This is a genomic window from Peptoclostridium acidaminophilum DSM 3953 (assembly GCF_000597865.1).
Lineage (GTDB): Bacteria > Bacillota > Clostridia > Peptostreptococcales > Peptostreptococcaceae > Peptoclostridium_A > Peptoclostridium_A acidaminophilum.
On record NZ_CP007452.1, the window covers coordinates 715617 to 740930 of the forward strand.

General features: G+C 43.5%; 25 protein-coding genes. 20 read left to right on the forward strand and 5 right to left on the reverse strand.

Going from position 1 to position 25314, the window contains the following annotated elements; translation table 11 throughout:
- Positions 1-64: 64 nt before the first annotated feature.
- Positions 65-1450, reverse strand: a complete 1386-nt coding sequence (locus EAL2_RS03635; protein WP_025435060.1) for an S-layer homology domain-containing protein — start codon at positions 1448-1450, stop codon at positions 65-67.
- Positions 1451-1649: 199 nt separating this feature from the next.
- Here EAL2_RS03635 and EAL2_RS03640 point away from each other — a divergent pair, with 199 nt between their 5' ends.
- From EAL2_RS03640 to EAL2_RS03665, 6 genes are all read left to right on the forward strand, one after another.
- Complete coding sequence (locus EAL2_RS03640; protein ID WP_025435061.1) at positions 1650-2639, forward strand: AIR synthase family protein; 990 nt, start codon at positions 1650-1652, stop codon at positions 2637-2639.
- Positions 2640-2751: 112 nt separating this feature from the next.
- Positions 2752-4875 carry an N-acetylmuramoyl-L-alanine amidase gene (locus tag EAL2_RS03645; RefSeq protein ID WP_025435062.1) on the forward strand — a complete coding sequence of 708 codons (2124 nt, stop codon included), beginning with the start codon at positions 2752-2754 and terminating at the stop codon, positions 4873-4875.
- Positions 4876-4940: 65 nt separating this feature from the next.
- Positions 4941-5558: a metallophosphoesterase gene (locus EAL2_RS03650; RefSeq protein WP_242842503.1), complete on the forward strand. Its 618-nt coding sequence runs from the start codon at positions 4941-4943 to the stop codon at positions 5556-5558.
- A gap of 14 nt (positions 5559-5572) precedes the next feature.
- Entirely contained in the window at positions 5573-6583 is a 1011-nt protein-coding gene (locus EAL2_RS03655; protein ID WP_025435064.1) for a hypothetical protein, read from the forward strand.
- A gap of 88 nt (positions 6584-6671) precedes the next feature.
- Complete coding sequence (locus tag EAL2_RS03660; protein ID WP_025435065.1) at positions 6672-7586, forward strand: DMT family transporter; 915 nt, start codon at positions 6672-6674, stop codon at positions 7584-7586.
- A 24-nt stretch (positions 7587-7610) separates the two neighbouring features.
- Positions 7611-8555: a TIGR01212 family radical SAM protein gene (locus EAL2_RS03665; protein ID WP_025435066.1), complete on the forward strand. Its 945-nt coding sequence runs from the start codon at positions 7611-7613 to the stop codon at positions 8553-8555.
- A 74-nt stretch (positions 8556-8629) separates the two neighbouring features.
- Here EAL2_RS03665 and EAL2_RS03670 read toward each other — a convergent pair whose 3' ends face one another.
- The gene (locus tag EAL2_RS03670) at positions 8630-8878 is read right to left on the reverse strand and encodes a hypothetical protein (protein WP_322787239.1); all 249 of its coding nucleotides are present in this window, start codon (positions 8876-8878) and stop codon (positions 8630-8632) included.
- 127 nt (positions 8879-9005) lie between these two features.
- Between EAL2_RS03670 and EAL2_RS03675 the strand changes: the two genes are divergently transcribed.
- From EAL2_RS03675 to EAL2_RS03690, 4 genes are all read left to right on the forward strand, one after another.
- Positions 9006-9902 carry an MBL fold metallo-hydrolase gene (locus tag EAL2_RS03675; protein WP_242842504.1) on the forward strand — a complete coding sequence of 299 codons (897 nt, stop codon included), beginning with the start codon at positions 9006-9008 and terminating at the stop codon, positions 9900-9902.
- 65 nt (positions 9903-9967) lie between these two features.
- The gene (locus EAL2_RS03680; RefSeq protein WP_025435069.1) at positions 9968-10765 is read left to right on the forward strand and encodes a GTP pyrophosphokinase; all 798 of its coding nucleotides are present in this window, start codon (positions 9968-9970) and stop codon (positions 10763-10765) included.
- Positions 10766-10835: 70 nt separating this feature from the next.
- The gene (locus EAL2_RS03685; protein ID WP_025435070.1) at positions 10836-11525 is read left to right on the forward strand and encodes a metallophosphoesterase; all 690 of its coding nucleotides are present in this window, start codon (positions 10836-10838) and stop codon (positions 11523-11525) included.
- A gap of 15 nt (positions 11526-11540) precedes the next feature.
- Positions 11541-12701, forward strand: coding sequence for a class I SAM-dependent methyltransferase (locus tag EAL2_RS03690; RefSeq protein ID WP_025435071.1), 1161 nt, complete (start codon positions 11541-11543; stop codon positions 12699-12701).
- Here the strand turns inward: EAL2_RS03690 and EAL2_RS03695 are convergent.
- On the reverse strand, positions 12698-12964 hold the full coding sequence (locus tag EAL2_RS03695; RefSeq protein WP_070810861.1) for a DUF167 domain-containing protein: 267 nt from the start codon (positions 12962-12964) through the stop codon (positions 12698-12700). The genes EAL2_RS03690 and EAL2_RS03695 overlap by 4 nt on opposite strands.
- A gap of 105 nt (positions 12965-13069) precedes the next feature.
- On the opposite strand from EAL2_RS03695, the gene EAL2_RS03700 reads away from it, so the two are divergent.
- The gene (locus tag EAL2_RS03700) at positions 13070-13636 is read left to right on the forward strand and encodes a 5' nucleotidase, NT5C type (protein WP_038601707.1); all 567 of its coding nucleotides are present in this window, start codon (positions 13070-13072) and stop codon (positions 13634-13636) included.
- Between the two features lie 15 nt (positions 13637-13651).
- Complete coding sequence (locus EAL2_RS03705) at positions 13652-14137, forward strand: hypothetical protein (RefSeq protein ID WP_025435073.1); 486 nt, start codon at positions 13652-13654, stop codon at positions 14135-14137.
- A gap of 61 nt (positions 14138-14198) precedes the next feature.
- Here EAL2_RS03705 and fba read toward each other — a convergent pair whose 3' ends face one another.
- Complete coding sequence (gene fba / locus EAL2_RS03710; protein ID WP_025435074.1) at positions 14199-15128, reverse strand: class II fructose-1,6-bisphosphate aldolase; 930 nt, start codon at positions 15126-15128, stop codon at positions 14199-14201.
- Positions 15129-15420: 292 nt separating this feature from the next.
- Between fba and EAL2_RS03715 the strand changes: the two genes are divergently transcribed.
- The 8 genes from EAL2_RS03715 (at position 15421) to EAL2_RS03755 (ending at position 23393) form a co-directional block, all read left to right on the forward strand.
- On the forward strand, positions 15421-15750 hold the full coding sequence (locus tag EAL2_RS03715; RefSeq protein ID WP_025435075.1) for a DUF1904 domain-containing protein: 330 nt from the start codon (positions 15421-15423) through the stop codon (positions 15748-15750).
- A complete protein-coding gene (locus tag EAL2_RS03720) occupies positions 15750-16475 on the forward strand; it encodes a pseudouridine synthase (RefSeq protein ID WP_025435076.1) in 726 nt (241 codons plus the stop codon). Before EAL2_RS03715 ends, EAL2_RS03720 begins: the two co-directional genes overlap by 1 nt.
- Before the next feature lie 5 nt (positions 16476-16480).
- A complete protein-coding gene (locus tag EAL2_RS03725) occupies positions 16481-17242 on the forward strand; it encodes a phosphatase (RefSeq protein WP_025435077.1) in 762 nt (253 codons plus the stop codon).
- A gap of 82 nt (positions 17243-17324) precedes the next feature.
- Positions 17325-18680 carry a 23S rRNA (uracil(1939)-C(5))-methyltransferase RlmD gene (rlmD, locus tag EAL2_RS03730; RefSeq protein ID WP_025435078.1) on the forward strand — a complete coding sequence of 452 codons (1356 nt, stop codon included), beginning with the start codon at positions 17325-17327 and terminating at the stop codon, positions 18678-18680.
- A 386-nt stretch (positions 18681-19066) separates the two neighbouring features.
- Positions 19067-19765 carry a response regulator transcription factor gene (locus EAL2_RS03735; protein ID WP_025435079.1) on the forward strand — a complete coding sequence of 233 codons (699 nt, stop codon included), beginning with the start codon at positions 19067-19069 and terminating at the stop codon, positions 19763-19765.
- Positions 19762-21006, forward strand: a complete 1245-nt coding sequence (locus EAL2_RS03740; protein ID WP_025435080.1) for a sensor histidine kinase — start codon at positions 19762-19764, stop codon at positions 21004-21006. Before EAL2_RS03735 ends, EAL2_RS03740 begins: the two co-directional genes overlap by 4 nt.
- A 225-nt stretch (positions 21007-21231) precedes the next feature.
- A protein-coding gene (locus EAL2_RS03750) for an IS3 family transposase (protein ID WP_148295968.1) occupies positions 21232-22343 on the forward strand; the annotation gives its coding sequence in 2 pieces (ribosomal slippage) (positions 21232-21481 and positions 21481-22343; 1113 coding nt in all).
- A gap of 159 nt (positions 22344-22502) precedes the next feature.
- Positions 22503-23393, forward strand: coding sequence for an alpha/beta hydrolase (locus tag EAL2_RS03755; protein WP_051489075.1), 891 nt, complete (start codon positions 22503-22505; stop codon positions 23391-23393).
- A 384-nt stretch (positions 23394-23777) separates the two neighbouring features.
- On the opposite strand, the gene EAL2_RS03760 is transcribed toward EAL2_RS03755, so the two are convergent.
- The gene (locus tag EAL2_RS03760) at positions 23778-25085 is read right to left on the reverse strand and encodes an IS110 family RNA-guided transposase (RefSeq protein ID WP_025434457.1); all 1308 of its coding nucleotides are present in this window, start codon (positions 25083-25085) and stop codon (positions 23778-23780) included.
- Between the last annotated feature and the right edge of the window lie 229 nt (positions 25086-25314).

The window sequence follows — 25314 nt, forward strand, 5'->3', positions numbered from 1 at the left end:
AGCCCTAGTGAGAATTTACAGCTCCCAGACCAGTAATGGCTCCGGGAGCTGCATAAAAATCAAGCTATAGTTCCTTGTCTACTATTACAGTAACTACATCGTCATCTTCATTGACTATAAGCTCAACGTCGTCGCCATCGTCTATGTCGTCAACGTCACCCATCTCATCGTCATCAAAGAACACCTGAACATCGCCGTCAAAGTCAAAGTTTCTTTCAGTAGAGCCGTCCTGTATGGTTATCTCGTCGGAGTCGACATAAGTGACTTCACCGTCATAAGTGTCAAAATCCTCAATATCCCTTGTGAGCTCCACTTTTATTACGTCATCATCAGAGTCAACGTATATTTTAACCCAGTCGCCTTTTATGATGTCGTCAACATCTCCGTCTCTGTCGTCGAATACGACATCGACATCGGCGTCTACGTCAAATGTTCTCTCGCTGCCTCCTATCAGAAGTCTAACATCATCCTCATCTATAGCCAGAACTCTGCCGTTATAGGTGTCGACGTCTTCAAGATCTCTGTCTACATCTATCCTTATAACCTTGTCATCGTCGTTCACAGTGATTTTAACGTCGTCGCCCACCTCTATGTCGCTGAGGCTCCCTCTCGTGTCGTCAAACATGACATACACAGTGCTTGCAAGATCAAATGTCCTGTCATTCCCTCTGATTTCAAGCGTGATTTCGCGGTCCTGTCTGTCTATCGAGACGACTTCGCCTGTGAATTTTTCATAATCGGTGTCATAATCTCCATGCCCGTCTATCCTATCCATTATTATAGACATTTCTGCCCTTGTGACAGGCTTGTTTGGAAGGAACATGCCGTTAGGATATACGGTCATGATTCCTCTGTCTATGGCCACGTATACATATCCCTCGTAGCCATCAGGAACATTTTCATCGTCTTCAAAGTCTAAATCTGCATCCATGTTGTCCTGTGCATCATCTTCAAGCCCGATTGCTCTGACCATGTATTTTGCAACTTCGTATCTTTTGGCCGAAGAGTTGAGATTTCGAACATCGTCTTCATCCAGTATGTCTTCCTCAAGTGCAAGGTCTACATAGCCTTCTGCCCAGAGACTTATTAGATTTTTGAATTTGAAGTTCTTTTTGCCGAGGCTGATAAGATCGGCATAAGAAATGGCCTTAGGCTCTTCGCCGGCAACTCTCAGTGCCATTATTATTGCCTCGAGCTGTGTGACGGGTTTGTTAGGCTGGAAAAATCCATTTCCATAACCCTTAAGGAATCCCTTGTCGGTCATCCTTATTATGGAGTTCTTTGCCCACTTGACATCGTCATCGTCAATGTCCTTGAATCTGGAGTTTGAAAAAATGGACTTGTTCTTATTGTTTGAATTGTTGCCCGGATCGGCATATGCCGCCGGAGCAAGTGATGTAGCAATCAGCATACCCGCGACCATAAGCGACAAAAGCTTGTTTATTTTCATGATAACATCCCCCCTGCATATTAGGTCCCTGTCCGATGTGCCGCAGTCATGTTAAAACGGCTGCGATAATTATATTTTATCCTGTAGTTATATTAACCATTTTTGTGTGGTTTCAATCAAAAAAATCCAGGTGGCCATATTTGGCTCAACTAGTTTATAATGGATATATGAGAATTTGAACATCTGGGAGGAATTTGAATTGCAAATAGGCAAACTTAGATCAGAGCAGCTTGAAGATATGATTTTTCAAAAGCTTAAGAATAAAAGGGAGGAAGTGCTTGTAAGACCAGGCATTGGAAGAGACTGCGCCGTTGTCGACTACGGAGAGCAGCTGTGTGTACTTAGCACCGACCCCATAACGGGTACGGCAACAAACATAGGAAAGCTCGTGGTACATATAACATGCAACGACATAGCAGCAGACGGAGTGGCGCCTCTTGGCATAATGCTCACAATAATGCTTCCTCCTGGAACCACTGAAGCAGACGTTGAGAATATAATGAATGATATAATCTGTGAGGCGGACAAGATAAATGTAGACATACTAGGGGGCCATACCGAGGTTACAGATGCTGTAAATAGAGTAGTAATATCTGCAACGGGCATAGGCAAGAAGTTGAAATCCAAGCTGGAAAACGCCAAAAAACCAGCTCCCGGAGATTTTTTAATACTAACAAAGGGATCAGGCATAGAAGGCACAGGGATAATATGCTATGACAAGGAGGATGAGCTAAAGCAGGCTCTGGGAAGCGACATTGTGGAGCAGGGCAAGTTGTTCCTTGAGAAGCTGAGTGTTGTAAGGGAAGGAGTGATAGGCGGAGAAAACGGCGCCAAGCTTATGCACGATGTTACAGAGGGTGGCGTGCTCGGGGGAGTCTGGGAGATAAGCGTGCTGAGCAAGCTTGGGGTCAGGCTCTTGAAGGATAAAGTGCCAGTAAGTCCTGTTACGGATCTTGTTTGCAGCCACTTTGGCATAGATCCGCTTAAGCTCATGTCGAGCGGTTCAATGCTAATACTAGCAGACGAAGAAGACAGTGAAAAAATATGCGGCGAGCTGACAAACGCAGGCATAGAATCTTGTATAATAGGCTGGCTCGAGGAAGGTGACAGGCGGGTAATTGTCGAGGGCGGCATGGAATTGGAAATAGAATCGCCCGAAAGTGACGAATTGTACAAGGTATTGAAATAACTGTTAATTATGTTACAATGGCTTTACAATAGGTGCAGTTTTGTTGACACCATGTTTTTACGGGGTATATTCTTGAGGTAAGAAGGAAAAAACATGGGATGGAGGTGCTGTTGTGAGAAAGAACCTTTTATGGTTTATATCCACAATTGTTATATATACACTGTGCTTAACCGGAATGGCTTTTGCCGTAGGCGAGAGGACGGAAAAATTCATAATAGATGAAAAGCTTCAGAGTGCATACGTGGTGGATCTGAGCATTGACGGGAAGGCTGTAAATGCCGACGTTCCGCCTATAATACTAAACGACAGGACGTTGCTGCCTGTAAGGGCCGTATCAGAGGGAATAGGCTGCAATGTGACATGGAACCAGAAGACATCCGAGGTCGTCATAGAAAGGGAATATAAGACAATAAAGCTCAAGATAGACAGTTCGGACGTATATGTAAACGGAGTCAAAAAGAAGCTTCCGGACAATGTGCCGGCGAAGATAGTTACATACAAGGATAAGGGAAGGACAATGGTTCCGGCAAGGTTCGTACTTGAGGAATTAGGAGCCAGCGTGGATTGGAATTCGGCTACAAGGACAGTAGCCGTAAAGAGCCCGGGGAGCCTGATTGACTTTGGCTCAGCCGATAGAAGTATAAGCCTTAGCAGTATAAAATGGAGCGGCAACGAAGCTAAGATTGTCACATCGGCAAAGCCTGAATTTAAGGATTATGTTCTGGCTGGACCTGAAAGACTTGTTGTAGATCTTCAGAACACAAAGTTTGGCATGAAGGACTATTCAACAAGCATAAGCAGCGGGGCGGTTTCGCAAATAAGGGCATCGCAGTTTGCCACGGATCCTATGGTTTCAAGAGTGGTATTTGATTTGAACGAAGGCTCAAGCTATAAAATAAATACTGCAAGCGACGGCATTGTGATAAGCTTTGAACAAAAGGCAGCCGTGCAGACGCCGCAAGCGCCTGCAGAAACTCCGGTGACAACAAAGACGCTGAAAATTGGAGCTGCAAAGGCAAGTACAGGCGATGTCTATACGTTGTCTGTAGATGGTGGTATCAGCTTTAACAAGCTTGTGCTCAGCTCGCCCGAGAGAGTGGTATTCGACGTGTTTGGAGCAAAGCCTGAAAACGATGTTCAAAAACCGCTGGATGGCAGCTATGTCAGCGATATAAAGACTTACTACTACGAGGCTGAAAACAAGACAAGGGTGGTCTATACGCTTGCAAGTGGAATAAAAACAGGAGACATCAAGGTGGCGCAGACCTCCGGAGGTATTCAACTCACATCAACCAAGCTGCCGGGCGTATTTGCGCTTACATACAGCGCGGGCGCAGCCTCGACAAAGCTGAAGGTAGCACTAGACAGCACAGTCAAGCTGCTTGGGAGCGAATATTCGAAAAGCGACGGGAAACTGGCCCTGAAGTTCGACTCAAAGTATTTCAAAAACGAAGATATGCAGGCTGCGATAAACGACACATATCTCAAGAAGGTAACAGTTTCAAAGACTTCTTCAGGGTATACATATGTTAACGCGTATTTGAGTGATGGAGCAAAGTATGACATAAGAAGCTCAAGCACTGCTATAGAAGTGGTATTAACCAAGGAAAGAAGCACCAAGCCTCTTATAGTTATAGATGCGGGGCATGGAGGCAAGGATCCGGGCGCAGTAGGAATAGACACAAAGGTCACCGAAAAGGAGATAGTGCTGGACATTGCAGGCAAGCTCCAGAAGCTTCTAGAGGCTGAAGGCTACAATACGATAATGACAAGGGAAGACGACACTTTTGTGGAGCTCTACAGAAGAGCCGCAATTGCGAATGAAGCGGGAGCCGATGTATTCCTGAGCATACATATAAACGCAAGTACAACAAGAAGCGTTTCGGGAATAGAGACGCTCTACTATCCTCCGACAACCAGCTCTTCGGGGGAGGTCAACCTGTATGATGTTTCATCGGGCGCAGCAAGCATTTCAAATATTAAGCCTTCGACAGACGGCAAGGGACTTGCCAGAACGCTGCAGGATATGCTAATAGCTGAGATGAAAACGGCAAACAGGGGAATTGTAGAAAGACCAAAGCTTGTAGTGCTCAACCAGACGAAGATGACGGCATCGCTTGTGGAGCTGGGTTTCATATCAAACTCTAATGAGGAAGCACTGCTTAGGACTGACGAATACAGGCAAAGGCTTGCAAATGCCCTTTTGAAAGGAATAAAAGAATATTTTTCGAATTAAATACAAAAATCCCCGTACATATGGGGATTTTTGGCATTTGAAGGATTGGAGAAGATAATGTGAGCATGTTCATGACGAAGTTTTACAGGTACCTGGGATTCGTTTATATCCCGCAATATCTGAAAGAACTGGATGAAGACATAATACTCCATATTTCGGATACAACCACAAATTTCTTCCAGGACGTAAAAAAACTGGTGACGGTGCTTAAACCCAAGTATATTGTTCACACGGGCGACCTTGTGGACAATATCAAGCTTCAGTTTCTTTCGGCGTCAGAAGGCAGATACGCCTTGAGGGTTAAGACATTGCTTGAAATAATGGAAGGCTCAAGCGCAGAGAAGATATTCATTTCCATGGGGAATCATGACAGCATTAATGCGGTCAAGGGTCTATGTACAAAGTGTGTAATAACAGAGGACATGGACACAATAGAAATTGAGGGGATAAAGATAGCAATAAGTCACTATCCAAAGAGAATAATGGAGTATGAAGGGGATGCAAAACACTTCATGTTCGGCCACAGTCTTGAACTTAAAACTCAAATGATAGATGACAAGGTTTATCTCAACGGCATATCGAGCATAAATATTATGACAATAAAGAGCAGACAGATATACAAGCTGCCATATCCATACGTAGTTGACGATTGGAGAATGAAGAAGGGCAAGCTTGGATTATAGACGGGAGGGAATATATGCTTTCGATAGTTAGGGAAGGACCAAGGATACTCGTATTCGAAACGGAATATATAGAAGAGCTGAAAAAATTCCTGGAAGACGGCTTTGCGGCAAAACAACACGAGCTAAATGAGGCTTTTGAAAGCACGGAAGAAGGGTTCTCACTAATATTGCTTACGAACAAGGCATCGCAAAATGACTCTTGCGACATAGAGGATCTAATACTTGTAACGGCCTGCGATACAGGCACTATACTGAGAGCTATCATCAATGAAAAAAAGAGCGAGATGATAAAAAACGTATTTTCCGGCCCCAGAATAATGATAATGAGGGTATTTGGAAACGTTGAGAAGGTAGTTGAAAAAATAAGCGAGGAGTTTGAAGCGAAGCGCCTTAAGGTTCTCGACTTGCTGCTTGAATTCAAGAACAAGGGAAATGTAGTAATGTTTACCACAAAACCGTTAAACCAGAAGATGTGCCTGAGCGACCTGTATGGGGATGGACTATTGATTGACAGGGACTATCTTGCGCTCAGCAAAAAATTCCGCATAGAGGCTCTGAAATATCTGAACGAAGGCCTTGAAAAGATGGATTGGTATGAAATGGAGATAAGAATATATGACAGATACAGCGCATACGACTATCATTACGAGAAGCTCATAAAAGTCCTTGAAAATCTCGAGCTTGGACTTGTGCTCGGGGAGGCGTGGACAAAGGATTATCCAAGGATGTTCATGGCAGTCGGAGTGTACAGGCTGCGCTTTTTCTCTTTCCATGATCCGGAGTATATAAAGAAGGTGCTCATGGGGCTTGAATATTCAAAGGACGGCATAAGGATAGTCGACTACGACCTGTACTTCAAGAGAAAGCATATTCACTGGTCGGAAGTCATCGAAGACAACATCAGGACAAGAAATGATCTGGGAATGAGATTCAGAGACCAGATTTATTCAAGGCTCAACGGCAGGATTTCAAGGGAGATTGCCGAGCTTGATGCAAATATTATGAAAACCCGCGTGGAAGATTAATTAACAAAGGGGCGCCGCAAAATATTCACTGCGGCGTTTTTTGCGTTGGTGTATAATGGTTATGTCAATAAGAAAAAAGGAGGCGCACATGGAAAAAACAAACGCTGAAAACGAAGTTCTAAATCCAGAAAATGGGGCAATAAAAATACTCATGGTCATGGCGGCGCTTTTCTGGGCCGGTGCATTCATAGCAGGCAAGCTTTCTGTAAGGGAGTTCCCCCCTGTATCGCTTACTTTCTTTAGATTCATGATTGCAAGCGCTATAATATTTGTGATACTGGCCATAAAGGAAAGGGACATTCGCATAAAGAGGGAGGACCTGCCCACATTCATAGCGCTCGGAGTAATAGGTATGATCGGCTACCACATACTGTTTTTCATGGCACTAAAATACACATCGCCTGTAAATGCTGCGCTCATAGGTGCTATCAACCCTCTGGTCACGACAATACTTTCGGTGATTTTTCTGAAGGAGAAAATAAGAATTGTTAATATCATAGCCATAATGGTTTCTCTGTCGGGCGTGGTGCTTATAGTTACAAACGGCAGCATTGGATTTTTTTCTGACATGAGGCTTAACATAGGCGACTTGCTTATGCTTGTGGCAGTTGTGTGCTGGGCTGCATATGCTATAATTTCAAAAAAGGCTCTTGCCAAGTACAGCCCCATCAAGGTGACTTCATATGCATTTCTGGTGTGCACAATCCTGCTCCTGCCCTTCCTGCCATTTGAGAGCCCGATGAAGTTTCTTCCAGACACTACAATTGGCGGTTGGACGTCTGTATTTTACATGGCCATTTTCCCGTCTGTGGGAGGATACCTGATACAGCAAATGTCCATAAAGAAAATGGGCCCAAGCAGGACATCGCTATATGTCAACCTGGTGCCGGCGTTTTCTATGGTACTTGCATTTTTTATATTGGGCGAGGCCATAAGCGTTATTAAGGTCGCGGCTGCAGCTCTTATAATAGGCGGAGTTTACATGAACACAAAATTCAAATAAAGCTCACGGGGTGAATTTCAGAAAATGAACAGAAGATATAATGCATATTCCGACTACCTTGTTGGAAAATACGGCGAAAAGGTATACAGACTCCCTGTCAACCTGCCGCTTACATGTCCCAACAGGGACGGCCAGGTGGGCGAGGGCGGCTGCACATTCTGCGCGGAGGTTGGAGCCGGATTCGAAGCTTTCGAAAGCAGCGTCAGCATAAAGGACCAGCTGCTGAGCAACATGGAATATATAGGCGGCAAATACAAGGCAAGAAAGTTTATAGCATATTTTCAAAACTACACCAACACATATGCGGACAAAGAGACTTTCAGGAGCTATCTGGAGGAGGCCTTGCTTGAGAATGTAGTTGAAATAGCCATATCAACAAGGCCGGATGCCATAAGCGATGAGTATCTTCAGATAATGAAGGAGATAGAGCAAAAAGGCGTAGCAATATCAATAGAGCTCGGGCTCCAGACAGTCAACTACCATACACTTAAATCCATAAACCGAGGGCATACACTCGCTGAATTTATTGACGCCGCAATCAGGATAAAAAAATTCGGATTCGAGTCTTGCGCCCACGTGATACTCAATCTTCCCGGGGATGACATGCTCGATGTCATAGAGACGGCAAAGATAATATCGGCGCTCGGCGTTGACGGAGTAAAGCTCCACTCGCTCTACATTACAAAGTGCAGCCAGATGGCGCTCGAGTACGAACGTGGAGAGCTTCAGATTTCAAGTCTTGATGAATATGTGAAAAGGGCGGCCATTTTTATGGGGTACCTCTCGAGGGACGTAGTCATAGAGAGGCTTGTCGGAAGGGCTCCGGAGGAGGACACACTCTTTTGCAACTGGAATACGTCCTGGTGGAAGATAAAGGACATGATAGAGAGGTACATGGACTCAAACGACATATACCAGGGCAAATTCTGCGACTACCTAAACGGCAAGGCGCTTCGAAGGTGGGAGTAGATTGCGGCAGAAACACAAAGGCCTCGAGCTGAGCTTAAAAAAGCTGCAGCGCGAGGCCTGTTTAAATTCCAGCATTATAAAAAGTCTTCCCCAAGATACTGCTTTATGAGCTCGGGACTGCTGTCTGGAGTTACAAGAACTTCCTTTTCTGTTTCCTCAAAGTATATGAGCACATCACACTTGCCTTCGAGGAAGAATTTCCTTACGGTGAAATCAGCAACCTTCCTTATCTGGAGTTTGTTCTTCTTGCTCTTGTCGAATTCCTTTAAGAAATAATGGCCTCTTAGGCCTATGACTTTAGTATATCTGTTCAATATATACACCTTCCCGAATAATTCTATTTTTGTTGCGACCCTTTTAATACCCGCTGACAATCGTATTATACCATAAATCAACGCTTTGGTTTATAATTAAAGCATTAGAAAACATCGGGAGGTAACTGTTTTGAACATGGAGAAAATAAGCGGACACAGCTACGTCATACGCGGGGGGACAAACACAGGAGTATACCTTTTCAAGGACAAGTCTGCGCTTTTAATAGATCCCGGACTTACAAATTCAAGGGGAAACAGGATAATAAGGTACTGCGAAGACGAGGGTATAAGGCCAAGGCACATAGTGTTCACACATGAGCACTATGACCATCATGGAGCCGCAAAGGTTATAATGAACCATTTCACAGGGGCGGTTTCGTATTCATCGGCAAAGGCGAAGCTTATAATAGAAAATCCGGAGATTTTTTCGGGTTATATATACGGCGGAAAATCCAATAGCTTCCTCGAGGAGAGCTTCAGCCAAAAGGGAGCGGATATAAGGGTGGACAACGTGCTTGAGAGCGGCACGGTAAAGCTTGGCGACAAGAAATTTTTCATGCATGAAATAAGCGGGCACAGTCCCGGTCAGATGGGAATAATGACGGAGGACAAGGTGCTCTATATAGGAGATGCCGTATTCAACATCAGCATACTCGAAAAGTACAGTATACCGTTCCTGCATGACATAGGCGCACAACTTGATTCCCTGCAAAGGCTTCGTGAACTGGATTTCGAATACATGGTCATGGGACATGAAAAGCCCGTACTTGAGCGGGACGAGGCCGAAGAGACGCTAAAGCGCAACACACAGGCCATAAATGAGTATATAGACCAGGCGAGGGAGTTCTTGACCGGTCCAAGAACCAGGGAGCAGCTGATCGCCGACATAATTGAGTACAACGGCATTGAGGCAGGCTACAAGCAGTACTACTTCACAAGCTCGACAGTGGCCTCCATAGTGTCATACCTTGCGGATCATGGCGAAATAGATTACGAGCTCGAAGCCGGGATGCTCTATTACTATAAAAAATAATACAAAATATCGGGGTTTAGTGATAAAATGTTCCTGTGTGTTTTTTTAAAGGAGGCGTAATGGAAATGGAACTTAGGGAATGGAAGATTATTCTTACCCCTTACGAATTCGCGGTTGAGGAGCTCAAGGGCAAATTCAAGAACATAAGAAAAGAGCTGAAGGCCAACGGAGAATATTCGCCGATTGAATTTGTGACCGGACGGGTCAAGAAAATTTCATCCATAATAACAAAGGCAGAAAAACTAGACATAAGCATTGATGAAGTCGAGGAGAAAATAGAGGACATAGCAGGCATAAGGATAATGTGCCAGTTTGTCGAAGACATATATACTGTAGTCAGTCTGATAAAAAGCAGGCAGGATATGGAGGTTCTCTACGAAAAGGACTACATAACAAACTACAAGGCAAGCGGCTACAGAAGCTACCATGTGATAATAAAGTATCCCTTCCAGACTGCAAAGGGCCTCAAAAACATAATGGCGGAGATACAAATAAGAACTCTTGCAATGAATTTTTGGGCCACAATAGAGCATTCGCTAAAATACAAATACGACCACGACATACCATCTGACCTTGCGGCAAGGCTAAGCAGGGCAGGCGACGCCGCATTCCTGCTGGACCAGGAAATGAGCGAGATAAGGGATGTGGTGGTGAGGGCTCAGGTTATGTTTGAGATGAAATCAATTGCCATAAAGGATATACTAGACAACATACAAGAGCTAAACAGCATGGGATTCATACAGGAGGCAGTGTCTTTTCAGGAAAGATTCGACAATATAAGCAGTTTTGAAGATATAGACAGGATGTTCCTCTTCAAGAGAGAGCTAGAAACGGCAATAGAAAAATTAAGAAAGACAATATAGAAGATGCTCCTTTTATAGGAGCATTTTAGATTTAACGAGCATATGGAAATTTTATAAGGCGGGTGATTTTATGGCACTTTATGCTATAGGAGACCTTCATTTTGGAATGGCTGTAGACAAGCCCATGGACATATTTGGAGATGAATGGATAGAGCACAGAGAGAATATTATTGAAAGCTGGAGAGCATCTGTAGGCGATGAAGACACAGTCATAATCGCAGGCGACACCTCCTGGGCCATAAATATGGAAGAGGCCATCCATGACCTGGAAGACATAAGCATGCTTCCGGGGAGAAAAATAATAATAAAAGGAAATCACGATTACTGGTGGACAACGCTAAGCAAGCTCAACAGGCTTTTTGAGGGCATGATATTCATACAAAACAGCTTTGCTGCATATGAGGACTATGCCGTGTGCGGCAGCAGAGGCTGGCTTTGCCCGAATGATTACTATTTCACAGCGAGCGATGAAAAGATATATAATCGTGAAATCAACAGGCTAAGGATTGCACTCGAGAGCGCCAGGGCGGCGGGTTACAAGAAGCTCATTGTTGCAACTCACTACCCTCCAACTAATGACAGACAGGATGAGTCTGGATTTACAAGGCTCTACGAGGAATTTAAAGTCGAAAAGGTGGTCTACGGTCACCTGCATGGCAGGGAGGCCTTCAAGGGAGCCCTCCAGGGAGAGCGAAAGGGAGTCGAATACATATTTACAGCGTGTGACTATACAGGCTTTAAGCTGGTAAAGATTTTGTAATCTGGGAGGATTATGATGAAGAAGCAAAACATAGACAAGCTTGCCCTTTTGCTCATGGGACTGAGGCAAAGGAGCCAGGACAACAGGGATTTTTTCATAGGCATGAACATAATGTTCAAATCCGGCAGGAAGGAGTTCCCAGCCACAGCGGTTCAAAAGGGGGACGTATTCCAGCTTTCATACAAGGGCAGGAAGGACAGCCTTGACTTTGAAGGCATTTGCAGGCTCATACTCAGGGAGGCCGCCGATTACGACGCGCTGGGCATTGAGTATGTGGAGCGGGGCACAATAATCCTGATAGAGGGCGACAGCAAGGCTGTCAACATAAGGTATGCCGACAACATAGAGGACGAGGATGCCGTAGCAAAAAAGCAGGCGCAGTCGATGCTTGGAAACAGGGAATACAGAGTGAAGGTAGGCCCGGCCTCAAAGCTTCTAAAGGAGATAGGCATACTTACCCAGGAAGGTAAGATTAAAAACGACAAAATAAGAAAATACAACCAGATAGACCATTTCGTGGAACTCGTAGACGACATAATAAAGAGTTTCGAGCACAAGGAAACAATAAACATAATAGACTGCGCATGCGGCAAGTCGTACCTGAGTTTTGTGCTCAACTTCTACATCAAGGACGTGCTCAAGAAGAACTGTCATTTCATAGGCATAGACAACTCGGAGAGCGTAATAGAAGCATCGAGGAAGATGGCCGAAAATCTCGGTTATAAAAACATGGAGTTCGTAACGGAGGATCTTGTGTCATACAGCGCAGACCGCACCGTAGACATGGTAATAAGTTTGCATGCATGCGACATTGCAACCGACATGGCGATAGCTCTTGGCGTGAGGGCCGGGGCCGGCGCTATAATAGCAGTGCCGTGCTGTCACAAGGAGCTTCTGGAGCAGTATTCCTTTGAAGCGTTTGCGCCAATACTAAAGCATGGCGTGTTTAAGGCAAGGATGGCTGACCTCATAACAGACGGCCTAAGGGCTCTGCTGCTTGAAGGTCACGGCTACGAGGTGTCGGCGATTGAGTATATCTCGCCGCTTGATACGCCAAAGAACCTCATGATAAGGGCTGTGAAGAAAGAGGATACAAACCATCAGGCCATGGAGAGCTACACGGCGCTCAAAGAAATGCTCAGAGTAGAACCGACACTAGAAAAGCTCATATACTAGTTTTTTCGAATGATTACAGTCTTTTGCGGTGAAGTCTCGCCCGTTAGGATTGTGATGCAGCTTTCAGACACGCTAAAGAGGGCGGCAAGGTATCCCATGATTTCCTTGTTGCCCTTTCCCTTTTCGGGTGCCGACTTTATATTGAGCTTGAGCGTTCCGTCGGAGAGCTCCTTTTTAAACTCTGTTTTGGACATCTTTGGTGTTACTTTTATCTTGAGACTAACTCGGCCGCTTGATTCGAGCTCGGCTATGTATTTTTCCATAAAATCCAAAAATATCAGCTCCTTTTAAATTTGATTTAATAGTTGTTGCATTTTAGGAAAAAGTATACAATAATAATATAGAGAAAAAGGGGTGAGGGGTAAAGTATGAAAAGGCTCAATATCTGCGTTGACATAGACGGAACCATCACAGACCCGTACTGCTATCTGGAGTATTTCAACAATTATTTCGACAAGAAAATAAAGCCGACGGATTTTTCGCATCACAGGCTTGATATAGTATACGAAGTTACACGCGATGAAATGACAAAGTTCTACATGGAAGAGGGCAGAAGGATGCACCTTGAAGCCACAGTCCAGCCCGACGCAAGGGACATACTTTGGGAGATGTATAAAACTCACAATATGTATTTTGTGACAGCCAGGTACAAGGAGATGGAAAGTACCACTCTCGAATGGATACAGCTCAACCAGCTTCCACCGGCGAGACTGTATTCCCTTGGAAGCCACTACAAGGTGGATGCGGCCAAAGAGCTGTGCTGCGACGTGTTCCTAGAGGACAATCCCGAGAACGCGCAGCAGCTTGCTGAAAACGGCATAAACGTACTGCTTGTAGACACCAACTACAATAAGGAACTTAGTATGAACAAGGTTACAAGAGTGCACAGCTGGAATGAAATTAAGGGACTTGTGGATATGATGGCGGGGCAGTAGAACAGGAGGGTATAAATGATAAAGGTATCTTTTATGAACAAGAACAACGGCAAAACGGTTTTAAAAAGCATGGACATAGAGCAGGATCTAAGGGAAAGTGCGGATTTTGAATATGTAAACGACATATCCAATTCTATAAGCCAGAAGAACATAATGGTGTTCGACTGCAAGCTTGATGAGACCATATTCAATATCGAGGATCCGGACGAGGAATTCTACGAGGAGTTCGGCATGGATGCCGAATACTTCCAGGTGGTATTCAACGACATAAAGATATATATAGCTGACATGTGCCTGGATATAGAGCACGACCTGAGGGAAGAATACAGATTCGAAAAAATAAGAGTGAGCGCAGAAATATACGACGTGGACGAGACCATAACTGATGTGAAGTTTGTCCTTGTCATATCGTTCATGGACTCACCGAGAAAGCAGCAGGCGGATCTTACAAGGGTGGTTGCAAAAAGGCAGCTCCAGGGCTCTTCAAAATACTTCAACTAAATAAAGCAAAAAGCAAAGAGTGCCCGAATGGGCACTCTTTTTTTATGGCAGCACTGCGCGCTTATATTCTGTTTGAGCAGTTGAACACGTTCTTTATCTTGTGCTGCACAACCTGCTTTATTGCATCTCTTCCGGGTCCAAGATACTTTCTTGGGTCGAACTCGTTTGGATTTTCTGCAAGGCACTTTCTTATGGCCGCAGTCATAGCAAGCCTAAGGTCAGTATCTACGTTTATCTTGCACACCCCAAGCTTTGAAGCCTGAGCAAGCATGTCTTCAGGAACGCCCTTTGCGCCAGGTATGTTTCCGCCGAAAGCGTTGCACATAGCCACATACTCTTCAAGTACTGAAGAAGCTCCGTGAAGCACAAGCGGATATCCAGGAAGCAGATTGCTTATTTTTTCAAGCCTTGGGAAGTCAAGCTTTGGTTCGCCCTTGAACTTGTAAGCGCCGTGGCTTGTGCCTATGGCTATTGCAAGCGAGTCAACGCCAGTTCTCTCAACGAACTCTACAGCCTGGTCAGGATCTGTGTAAGTGGCGTCTTCTGCCTTTACCTGTACGTCATCCTCAACGCCGGCAAGCTTTCCAAGCTCGGCCTCGACTGAAACTCCCTTGGCGTGCGCGTACTCGACAACTTGTCTTGTTATTCTTATGTTCTCCTCGAAAGGAAGAGCGGAGCCGTCGAACATTACAGAAGAAAAGCCGTCGTCTATGCACTGCTTGCATATTTCAAAGCTCTCGCCATGGTCAAGGTGAAGCGCTATAGGAAGGTTAGTGTCTTCGATTGCAGCTTCAACTAGCTTTCTAAGGTATATTGGATTGGCGTATTTTCTTGCACCTGCAGAAACCTGGAGTATGAGCGGAGATTTCTCCTCATTTGCAGCTGCCACAATGCCCTGGATTATTTCCATGTTGTTGACGTTGAAGGCTCCTATGGCATACTTGCCTTCATAGGCTTTCTTGAACATTTCCGCGGTATTGACTAATGGCATTTTGTAAATCCTCCCTTTATATGTAATTAATATAGTTTATTCAATAAGAATAGCTCAGAATGTGACACTTAATAGCCACATATATTATATACCATTTTAGAGCCTTTTGCATTCAGCAAATAACAGATTATTAGCAGGCATTGCAGGGAAAAACTGTAATGGTTGTAAACTGGGTTTGATTTAAAGTATAATAGTATTTGCAAACAGCATGCAGGCTTATAAATATCGATATAGAGTATAACGCATAGGCTAATATAAAAAAACATAGATGACAAGAACGGGAGGCGACATCATGCCGCAAATAATTATAAGAGGAATACAGCCGGAAGAGGTATGCAAGGTGAGCCAGAAGCTGATAGACAGGCTGACTCAGACAGTGGGCTGCCCCAGGGACTATTTTGAAATAGAATGCATAAGCTCGGTCAAGGTCACAAACGGCATCATAGAGCAGCCGTATCCCTTCGTGGAGGTTGCATGGTTCGACAGGGGCCAGCAGATCCAGGACGAGGTGGCCAGGACGATTACTGACGTGCTTATGAAAGGACTCGGCATAGAAAGTCTGGACCTGGCTTTCAAAGTGTTTGAGAAGGAAAAGTATTACGAGAACGGAGAACATTTTTAATGGCAAAGGGAATGAGACTCGACAAGCTGCTTTCGAACCTCGGATACGGAAGCAGGAAGGATATAAAGGTGGCGCTCAAGGCCAGACTCGTCAAGGTCAACGGTGAGCTTGAAAAGGATCCGGCAAGGCACGTGGATCCAGAAAAGGACATCGTGGAGTATAACGGAGAGCGGATAGAGTACAGGGAATTCATATACCTCATGCTCAATAAGCCGGACGGATATGTCAGCGCCACATTCGACAACAGGGACAAGACGGTGCTTGATTTGATAGCTGTGGAATACCTTGTGTTCGAGCCTTTTCCTGTAGGCAGGCTTGACAAGGACACGGAAGGGCTGCTAGTGCTCACAAACGATGGAGCTCTGGCGCACAGAGTGCTCTCGCCAAAAAAACACGTAAAGAAGAGGTATTTTGCACTAGTAGACGGCGAGGTCACAGGCGAAGACATAGAGGTCTTCTCAGAGGGAGTAGAGTTAGAAGACGGTTACAAGACTCTGCCCTCGCAGCTTGAAATACTTGAAAGCGGAGAGACTTCGAGAATAGAGCTTACTATATACGAGGGCAAGTTTCACCAGGTGAAGAGGATGTTTGAAGCCGTAGGCAAGAAAGTGACATACCTCAAGAGGCTTTCCATGGGAAACCTCAGGCTGGACGAATCGCTCGAGCTTGGGGAGTACAGGGAGCTGACAGGAGAAGAACTGCTTATGCTTGAAGAGGAGATGTGATTATTATGAAGGACTTTATATTCGATGTTCACTGCCACACCATAGCTAGCGGCCATGCCTACAGCACAGTTCACGACATAGCCAGGGAAGCAGCTAAGAAGGGCATAAAGCTGTTTGCCCTTACAGACCACGCCCCGGAGATGCCGGGAGCGCCGCATCTTTACCACATAAAAAACCAAAGGGTAATACCAAGAATAATAGACGGCGTGATAGTTCTTAGAGGTGTTGAGGCCAACATAATGGACTACGAGGGCGAGCTTGATATGAGGGATGCCGACCTTAAGGAACTTGATATCGTAATAGCAAGCCTTCACCATATATGCATAGATCCTGGAACCAGGGATGAAAACACAAATGCAGTTATTAAGGCCATGGAGAACAGGAATGTTGACATAGTGGGACACATAGGAAACCCAATGTTTCCAATAGACGAGGAGAAGATTGTAAAGGCCGCCAAGACGAACAACGTTCTCATCGAGATAAATAATAGCTCATTTGGTCCATCAAGGAAGGGCAGCAAAGAGAACTGCGGTCTTATAGCAAGGCTTGCCAAGGAAAACGGAAACATGGTAGTGCTGGGCTCTGACTGCCACATAGCATTCGACGTGGGCAATTTCGAGTACGCAGGCAAACTCCTGATGGATATAGGAATGCCAAAGGAGCAGATAATAAATACAAGCGTAGACAAGCTCATAGATTTCCTTGAGAGCAAGGGGAAGTCCTCGATAGAAGACATCAAGGAGTTAAGGAAGAAAAGATTCATATAGAGTTTAGCATAACAATTCAGATTACAGAAACTGCCGCCCGTTCGGGCGGCATATTTGCTATTAACAGCCGGGAGGAAAATAAGTGAAGAGAAAAGACATAGTAGAGCTTAAAATAGAGGGCATGGAGTTTGGGGGAAGGTCCTACGCCATATCAGAAGACAGAAAAGTGGAGCTTAAGGGCGGAATAACAGGCCAAAGAGTCAGCGCAAGAGTCAAGAAAGCGAGAAAGAACAAGGCCGAGGCCAGCATATTAGGTGTTATAGAAAAATCACCGCTTGAGACAGCGCCTACATGCCCTCATTTTGGGGACTGCGGCGGCTGCATGTATCTTTCGTTGCCGTACTCCAAGCAGGCCAGGCTAAAGGAAGAGATGGTTTACAGCCTCTTTGAGGAAGCCGGCATCTCCGGTTTTGAGGCGCTTCCTATAGAGTCAAGCCCGTCTGAATACGCCTACAGGAACAAGATGGAATACACCTTCGGAGACAATGAAAAAGATGGCCCCACAATGCTTGGAATGCATAAAAAGGGAAGGTCGTTTGACATAGTAACAGTAGACAAGTGCATGATAGTCAGCGAGGACTTTAACAAGATACTCTCAGCCACGCTTGAGTACTTCAAGAGCCTTGGAATACCACACTACAACAAGAAGTCCCACGAAGGCTATCTCAGGCACTTCATAATAAGAAAGGGTGAAAACACGGGCGAGCTCATGATAAACCTGGTTACATCCTCGCAAATGGAACTGGACCTTTCGGGATATGTAGAATTGCTACTTTCGCTTGAACTAGAGTCCAGCATAGTGAGCATACTAAACACAGTAAACGACAACCTTGCGGACGCAGTTAAGTGCGAGGAGCTCAAGGTGCTCCACGGCAGAGACCACATATTTGAAGAGATTCTGGGCCTCAGGTTCAAGATATCGCCTTTTTCATTCTTCCAGACAAACACAAAGGGCGCGGAAAAGCTTTATTCCATAGCCAGAGAATTCGCAGGAGAATCAAAGGGCAGGACAATATTTGACCTCTACAGCGGAACAGGCACAATTGGCCAGATACTCTCCAAGGAAGCCGCTAAGGTAATAGGCATAGAGCTTGTTGAAGAGGCTGTAGACGCCGCAAACGAGAACGCCAGGCTAAACGAGATAACCAACTGCAACTTCATAGCAGGAGACGTAGGCGAGAAGGTAAGAGAGCTGGAGGAAAAGCCCGATATCATAGTAATAGACCCTCCTAGAATGGGAGCCACACAAAAGGCAATAGCTGATATAATAACCTTCGGAGCAAGGGATATAGTATACATCTCCTGCAATCCGAAGACACTGGCGGAAAATATACAACAGCTGCAATCAGCAGGCTACAAACTAGAAAAGGTAATGCCTGTAGACATGTTCCCGCATACCCCGCATTGTGAAGTCGTAACACTGCTTGTGAAGGAGTAAAGCGACTGAAGAAGCAGATGTACGACTCATGTCAGGAATGCCCAAGAGCACGAGCGAAGCGAAGTGAGATTGGCAGCATTCTACGGCGGAAGTCGTAACGGAATATAGCGAAGTGAGATTGGCAGCATTCTACGGCGGAAGTCGTAACGGAATATAGCGAAGTGAGATTGGCAGCATTCTACGGCGGAAGTCGTTGTGGTATTTAGCGAAGTGATCATACGTAAAATTATCGAAAGCATCTATCTAAAAGGGTAGGTGCTTTTTTAGCATTCAACCACTATGGGTAAAGGGAGTAAATATTGTAGAATATTTGATTTGAGGATATGATTAATATAGAAGTAATAAGGAAAGTTGACAGGCACTGTGAAAGGTGAGGAGTGTTGTTTATGGAGAATAAGTTAAAGATTCTTATATGCGATGACAATATTGCTGTACATGAAAGCCTTTCTGCTTACTTTAAGGATGAAAATATGGAATGTGTTTCGGTTTTTGACGGTGCAGAAGCCTTGGACAAAATCACGAACGGGCATTTTGACGTTATTATCCTTGATATCATGATGCCTAAAATGTTTGGAACTGATGTATGTAGGGAAATTCGCAAAACGAGTGATATCCCGATCATCATGCTCAGCGCAAGAGGTGAAGAATTTGATCGCATACTCGGGCTTGAGCTTGGTGCGGATGACTACATTACAAAGCCATTTTCACCTCGTGAGGTTGTTGTACGCGTACGAACTATATTAAAGAGACTTAAGCCTCAAAATGCATCGCAGATTTCGCAGCGGTGTATTGTTATTGGTGAAATGACTATTGATGTTGAAGGATATGAAGTTAAAGTGAGTGACAAAAAACTAAAATTAACTCCAAAAGAAACAGAAACTCTTATATATTTAGCCCAAAACAGAAATAAGGTGCTTACGCGGGAACAGATATTAAACAGAGTCTGGGGCTACGATTATTTTGGAGATACAAGAGCGGTGGATACACTTGTAAAAAGATTGCGTCAAAAGTTCCCAGCTTCAGATAAAGGCTTTGAAATCAAAGCGATATACGGTGTTGGATATAAACTGGAGGTCCATCCATGAGAAGGCTGTTTTCTAATAAAAAGATTATATTCATGGCTATTATCTTTTTATATATTCTAGGTCAATTAATGGGGACGTTTGTTATTAAGGAATTCTTTATAAACTACAAAATCAAGGAGATGTTGCCGCGACTCATGTATATCGCAGGAGAGATAGGTAGCGGCAATTCAACAATCCCCAAAAATACGGATTTTATTTTAAAGGCATATGATGTCTATGGCGCAGAGATGAATATATTCAACGATAAGGTGCGCAAAGGCCTTGAAATCCCGGAAGATGTGATTTATAAAAGCTTGGTTAACCATATTCCAGAGGTTATTGCAGGGAACAAAGTCGCAATTTTGGAGAGAATCGGAAATGATTCGGTGGAATCTATTGTGATAGGTGCACCGATTGTTAAGAATAGGGAAGTCGCTGGCGCTGTTTTCCTATTAAAACCAGCAAGTGATTTCAATGCCATACTGAATGGATTTTACCTCATATTTTCTGTGACCCTTATACTAGGAGTATCACTGATTGGAATGTTTTTAAACCTTCACCTGAAAGAAATAAAGCAACTTGAACAAACCCGTAGAGATTACATTGCCAATGTCAGCCATGAGCTTAAATCACCCATTGCCTCCATTAGAGCACTGACTGAAACACTGGCAGACAATGTAATACAAGACGAGGAAACAAAAGCTAAATATTATGGAATTATTTTAAAGGAAAGCCGGAATTTGCAGAGGCTGATTTCGGATATGCTGGAACTGTCCAGGCTTCAAAGCGGAAGGACAGCCTACGAGAAGAAAAACATTAATGGCGGCGCATTTATGCGGGATTTATATGAAAAGTATTCTGTGATTATTGGAGATATTGACATTGCTTTTAAAGTAACTGAAACGGCGATGAATTTGCCGGATATCTATACAAGTAGAGAGAGACTCTTGCAGATATTTAACATTTTAATAGATAATGCAATAAAGTTCATACATGAGGATGGCATTATTGTAGTAGATGCAGAGATTCATCGTAAGCATATTAAGTTCTCAGTTTCGGACAATGGTATTGGTATTGAAAAGTCAGGATTACCCTATATTTTTGATAGATTTTATAAAGAAGATAATGCTGGCAATAATGGTGGAAGCGGACTCGGGTTGTCAATCGCAAAAGAGATAATCAGTGGACTGGGTGAAGAGATTTGGGTTTCTAGTGAATACGGAAAAGGTGCCACTTTCAGCTTTACTGTACAAAGGGCATAAGTATTATTATTGGAGAAAGATACACACAAGATTGTACGTAAAATTACATTTCCATGCCATTTTTATGCCACAATGTTCCTTTATTATTAAAGTATGTAAACAGAATATTAAAAACAATAAAATGAGCAGGAGTGTAAAATTATGAAAATGGATAGGTTACACTAAACTAGACATAAAACTTAAGGTGCGGTAATCTAAAAATATAAACCAATAGGAGAGATTACTATGCCAAAGAAAGAACGTCGAAAATTCACTGATGATTTCAAGAATCAAATGGTACAACTATATTTAAATGGAAAACCCAGGAAAGACATACTGGCTGAGTATGACCTTACTGGATCAACATTTGATTACTGGGTCCACCAAAGTCAAAATTCTGGTTCTTTCAAAGCAAAGGATAATCGCACTCCTGAAGAAGAAGAACTTATCAAACTACGCAAAGAAAACCAGCAGCTTAAGATGGAGAATGATATTTTAAAGCAAGCAGCGCTGATAATGGGACGAAAGTAAATGTGATCAAACAGAATGCTCACAAATACAGTGTATCAGCAATGTGTAGAGTCCTTCAAATACCACGGAGCACCTATTACTATGAATCTACTAAAATACCTGCAGAAGATGAAATAACAGATTCAGTAGTTGAAATTTTCAATGCAAGCCATCAGAATTACGGAACACGTAAAATAAAAGTGGAGCTTCAAAAGCTCAATATAACTGCCTCTAGACGAAGGATTGGCAGAATAATGAAAGAAAACGGCCTTGTCAGCACATATACACTAGCTCAATTCAAACCCCATAAAAGCGCTTGTAATGAGTCCGATGTGAACAACGAACTGGATAGAGATTTCGATTCCAAAGCTCCCCTAGCAGCTGTTGTGAGTGATTTGACATATGTTAGAGTCGGCCAGAAATGGAATTATATTTGTATCCTAATCGATTTATTCAATCGCGAAATCATCGGCTATAGTGCTGGTGAGAAAAAGGATGCACATCTGGTAAGTCGTGCTTTTGCAAGCTTCAAAGGCAATTTGAGTCATATCGAGCTGTTCCATACAGATCGGGGCAATGAGTTTAAAAATCAATTGATTGACGATGTCCTTAAAACCTTTAAAATCAAACGATCGTTGAGCATGAAAGGCTGTCCGTATGATAATGCAGTTGCGGAAGCCACTTTTAAAATATTCAAAACTGAATTTGTCAGGAAAAAACGATTTCTAAGCTTAGAAGATCTAAATATAGAGCTATCGAAATATGTAAATTGGTTCAATAACAAAAGAATTCATGGAACACTTGGATATTTAAGTCCGATTGAATATAAATTACAACACCTTAATTAAGTTGTCCAATTAAGTGTTGACAATCCAAAAAAGATATGTGTATTGATTTTGGCGTGCGCTGTGATTTTATCATTATCAGCTTGCTCGTCAAATGACGAGAAAGAAAATGCAGCAGCTCCGACGACACAAGCAAAGCCTCCATTGGGAGAAGGCAAAGGAATGGGTGGAGGTTTCGGAGGAGAAAGTCTAGATACTTCTTCAATCAAAATCCAGTATACTGATGTTGCATATGGTACTGTATCAGCTACTCAAACAATGAATATATATTTACCAAACGAAGGAGAGGGGCCGTTTCCGGTTATTGTAGCTATTCACGGCGGCGCATTTAAAATGGGAAATGCGAGTGGTGGAGATGTTGCGGCAATGTTTGAAGGTGTGAATCACGGGTATGCAGTTGTAAGTATAAACTATAGACTTTCCGATGAAGCAATTTTTCCTGCGGCAGTCAACGATTGTAAGGCAGCTATCAGATTCATAAAGGCAAACGCTACAAAATATAAAATCAATCCCGATAAAATTGCAGTATGGGGTGATAGTGCTGGTGGTAACCTTGCAGCAATGGTAGGAACAACAGCAAATGTAGATGCTCTGAACGGTGATAATAAGGAAAATCTTGAATACTCCTCATCGGTTCAGGCGGTTGTTGACTGGTTTGGTCCTCTGGACTTCCTCAAAATGGACGAACAGTTTGCAACGGCAGGAATCACGCCTAAATTTGGAAAAACCAGCAGTGAATCTTCACCAGAGAGTCAATATATAGGGCAGTTGATAACGAATAATCCAGAACTAACGGAAAAAGCAAACCCTGGAACCTATATTTCCACAATAAATGTTAATACTGCTCCAAACTTTCTTATTCAGCATGGGACAGCAGACGCCAATGTTCCTTCACAACAATCTGTTGAATTTGCAACACAACTTAAGGCGGCGATAGGCGATAGCAAAGTAAAACTTGAATTGTTGGAAGGCGCTGGACACGGCACTCAGGAATTTACTACATCAGAAAATCTTGATAAAGTGTTTAAGTTCCTTGATGGCATACTGAAATAAAATCAAAATACTCAAGAACACAAATGAAGCGAAGCAAAGCATAAATCGAACAATGGATACTACAGAAAGCATCTATCTGAAAAGGTAGGTGCTTTTGTCTTGTAGATATAAAAAAATAGGGAAAAAAGGAGTAAGTTGTGTAGAACATTTCGTTTGAGGATATGATTAATATAGAGGTTATAATAACTTTCTATTTTTTGGATTTTGAAAAGTTTCTGGAAATATGGTGATAGGTACTGGGAAATTAAAGAAAGACCAGCTAATAAAAGTCAATAAATCTGATTGATTTTCTTTAGAAATTTTCAATCTTAAAAAAGAGTATGAGAAACCAAGCCATTGAAAAATCCGAACAATGACCTTGGAGAAGCTACATTTTAGCAATTTTTAAGCAACATGTTTTGGTGCAGTTTGAAGCTTGTTGTTTCTCCATGCTTGGTGCTCCTGCGGGCTTCTAAATTCAAACGGTTTTAAGTCACGAAGAACCGCAAAAATGTAGTGGAGCAACTTATGCATAACGGCTATAAGGGCCACCTTTTTCTTCTTGCTGACACATTTTTTCAAATAGTAGTCGCGAAGAATCGGATTTATGGAATCGCCGTTTCTGGTGGTTCTTATTGAGGACAGAGCCATTGTGAAGAGAACTCTTCTGCCAATGCGGGTGCCTCGTTTAGAAATCCTGTTGCGGTCGCCAGTGAACTTGCCCGACTGATTGACTGATGGATCTATGCCAAAGAAAGCTGTAAAGGCCTTTGGAGACTTGAATAGGCTGAAATCGTTGATTTCCGCGATCAGAGTGACCGCACTGATAAAGCCTACGCCAGGCATTTGATCCAAAAGCTCGATGTGCTTTCGAGCGGTGTCAGGAAAGTCGCTTGAGTCGATGATAGTGTGCAACTGTGATTCTATAGCATTAAGACACTTTTTAAAGCTGTCGATTCCATCAAGATGGAATCTTATTTTGGAGTCAAGCAGAGCGAATTCATTTGGCATACTCAAAGAAAGCTGTGCTGTTTCAAGAAGTTGCAGAGCTTTTTTGGCTGACCACTTCTCGCCTTTTCTGCCGCTTTTGGAAATGAGCTCAAGCAACTGCTGAGGGTCTGCATTTAGAACATCCTTAGGCGAAGGATAAGCGCTTAAAACAGCCAACGCGGTCTTTCCAAAAGGATTGGAAAACACATCAAGAAAGCCCGGGAACAGCAAGTAAAGATCCGTGCAGAGCCTGTTTTTCATCTCAGTGAGCATGTCACAGCGGGAGTAATATTCCCTCACCATCATGCGAAGTGCGAGAATTTGAGGCTCGGGCATCATGGAAAACTTTACATCCTGGTATTTTGCAAGCCTTGCGATAGCCTCGGCATCTTTATTATCATTTTTCACTTTTCTAATGTCGAAATTCTTGGTAGAATGGACACATAAAGGGTTTAGGACAAAACCTTTGAGGTCATTCGATCTCAGAAAGAAGAAGAGTGGTAAATGAAAGATACCCGTAGATTCTACGAAGTAGATGGGCTTTCGTTTTAACCGCTCTTCTTCTTTTTTGAGAATCTCGAGCAGCTTGTTAAATCCAGCAGGATTATGGTCAATCCTGAAAGGCTTGCGGATGAGCTCTCCGGAAGGTGCTATCATTGCAACTACAGAAAACTCTGATGAAACATCAATTCCGACAACAAAATCGTTTAAAAATTGGGACAAAGTAACACAACCTTTCTGCTTAGAATGAATCAGAGTATCCACTTTGTTTGAGGACGCCAAACAACCTTGCATTTGAAACGGGTAACACCAGAAGGTGGCCCAACCAGCTAAACATCGAATCGTCCTTGTGGAGTGACACGCTAATTTACGGATAAGACCTCATGATGTGAGGGATCCAGGAGGAACGCACATCTATCTCTCTGACAAGTGAGATTATAGCACGAAGTTT

What these genes read in the sequence shown, in the direction of transcription:
- EAL2_RS03635 (WP_025435060.1), bottom strand. Translation starts at nt 1,450, where the DNA reads ATGAAAATAAACAAGCTTTTGTCGCTTATGGTCGCGGGTATGCTGATT.
- EAL2_RS03685 (WP_025435070.1), top strand. Translation starts at nt 10,836, where the DNA reads ATGGCACTTTATGCTATAGGAGACCTTCATTTTGGAATGGCTGTAGAC.
- EAL2_RS03660 (WP_025435065.1), top strand. Translation starts at nt 6,672, where the DNA reads ATGGAAAAAACAAACGCTGAAAACGAAGTTCTAAATCCAGAAAATGGG.
- EAL2_RS03740 (WP_025435080.1), top strand. Translation starts at nt 19,762, where the DNA reads ATGAGAAGGCTGTTTTCTAATAAAAAGATTATATTCATGGCTATTATC.
- EAL2_RS03700 (WP_038601707.1), top strand. Translation starts at nt 13,070, where the DNA reads ATGAAAAGGCTCAATATCTGCGTTGACATAGACGGAACCATCACAGAC.
- EAL2_RS03725 (WP_025435077.1), top strand. Translation starts at nt 16,481, where the DNA reads ATGAAGGACTTTATATTCGATGTTCACTGCCACACCATAGCTAGCGGC.
- fba (WP_025435074.1), bottom strand. Translation starts at nt 15,128, where the DNA reads ATGCCATTAGTCAATACCGCGGAAATGTTCAAGAAAGCCTATGAAGGC.
- EAL2_RS03655 (WP_025435064.1), top strand. Translation starts at nt 5,573, where the DNA reads ATGCTTTCGATAGTTAGGGAAGGACCAAGGATACTCGTATTCGAAACG.
- EAL2_RS03715 (WP_025435075.1), top strand. Translation starts at nt 15,421, where the DNA reads ATGCCGCAAATAATTATAAGAGGAATACAGCCGGAAGAGGTATGCAAG.
- EAL2_RS03720 (WP_025435076.1), top strand. Translation starts at nt 15,750, where the DNA reads ATGGCAAAGGGAATGAGACTCGACAAGCTGCTTTCGAACCTCGGATAC.
- EAL2_RS03735 (WP_025435079.1), top strand. Translation starts at nt 19,067, where the DNA reads ATGGAGAATAAGTTAAAGATTCTTATATGCGATGACAATATTGCTGTA.
- EAL2_RS03680 (WP_025435069.1), top strand. Translation starts at nt 9,968, where the DNA reads ATGGAACTTAGGGAATGGAAGATTATTCTTACCCCTTACGAATTCGCG.
- EAL2_RS03755 (WP_051489075.1), top strand. Translation starts at nt 22,503, where the DNA reads ATGGGTGGAGGTTTCGGAGGAGAAAGTCTAGATACTTCTTCAATCAAA.
- EAL2_RS03675 (WP_242842504.1), top strand. Translation starts at nt 9,006, where the DNA reads ATGGAGAAAATAAGCGGACACAGCTACGTCATACGCGGGGGGACAAAC.
- EAL2_RS03705 (WP_025435073.1), top strand. Translation starts at nt 13,652, where the DNA reads ATGATAAAGGTATCTTTTATGAACAAGAACAACGGCAAAACGGTTTTA.
- EAL2_RS03695 (WP_070810861.1), bottom strand. Translation starts at nt 12,964, where the DNA reads ATGGAAAAATACATAGCCGAGCTCGAATCAAGCGGCCGAGTTAGTCTC.
- EAL2_RS03690 (WP_025435071.1), top strand. Translation starts at nt 11,541, where the DNA reads ATGAAGAAGCAAAACATAGACAAGCTTGCCCTTTTGCTCATGGGACTG.
- EAL2_RS03665 (WP_025435066.1), top strand. Translation starts at nt 7,611, where the DNA reads ATGAACAGAAGATATAATGCATATTCCGACTACCTTGTTGGAAAATAC.
- EAL2_RS03650 (WP_242842503.1), top strand. Translation starts at nt 4,941, where the DNA reads ATGTTCATGACGAAGTTTTACAGGTACCTGGGATTCGTTTATATCCCG.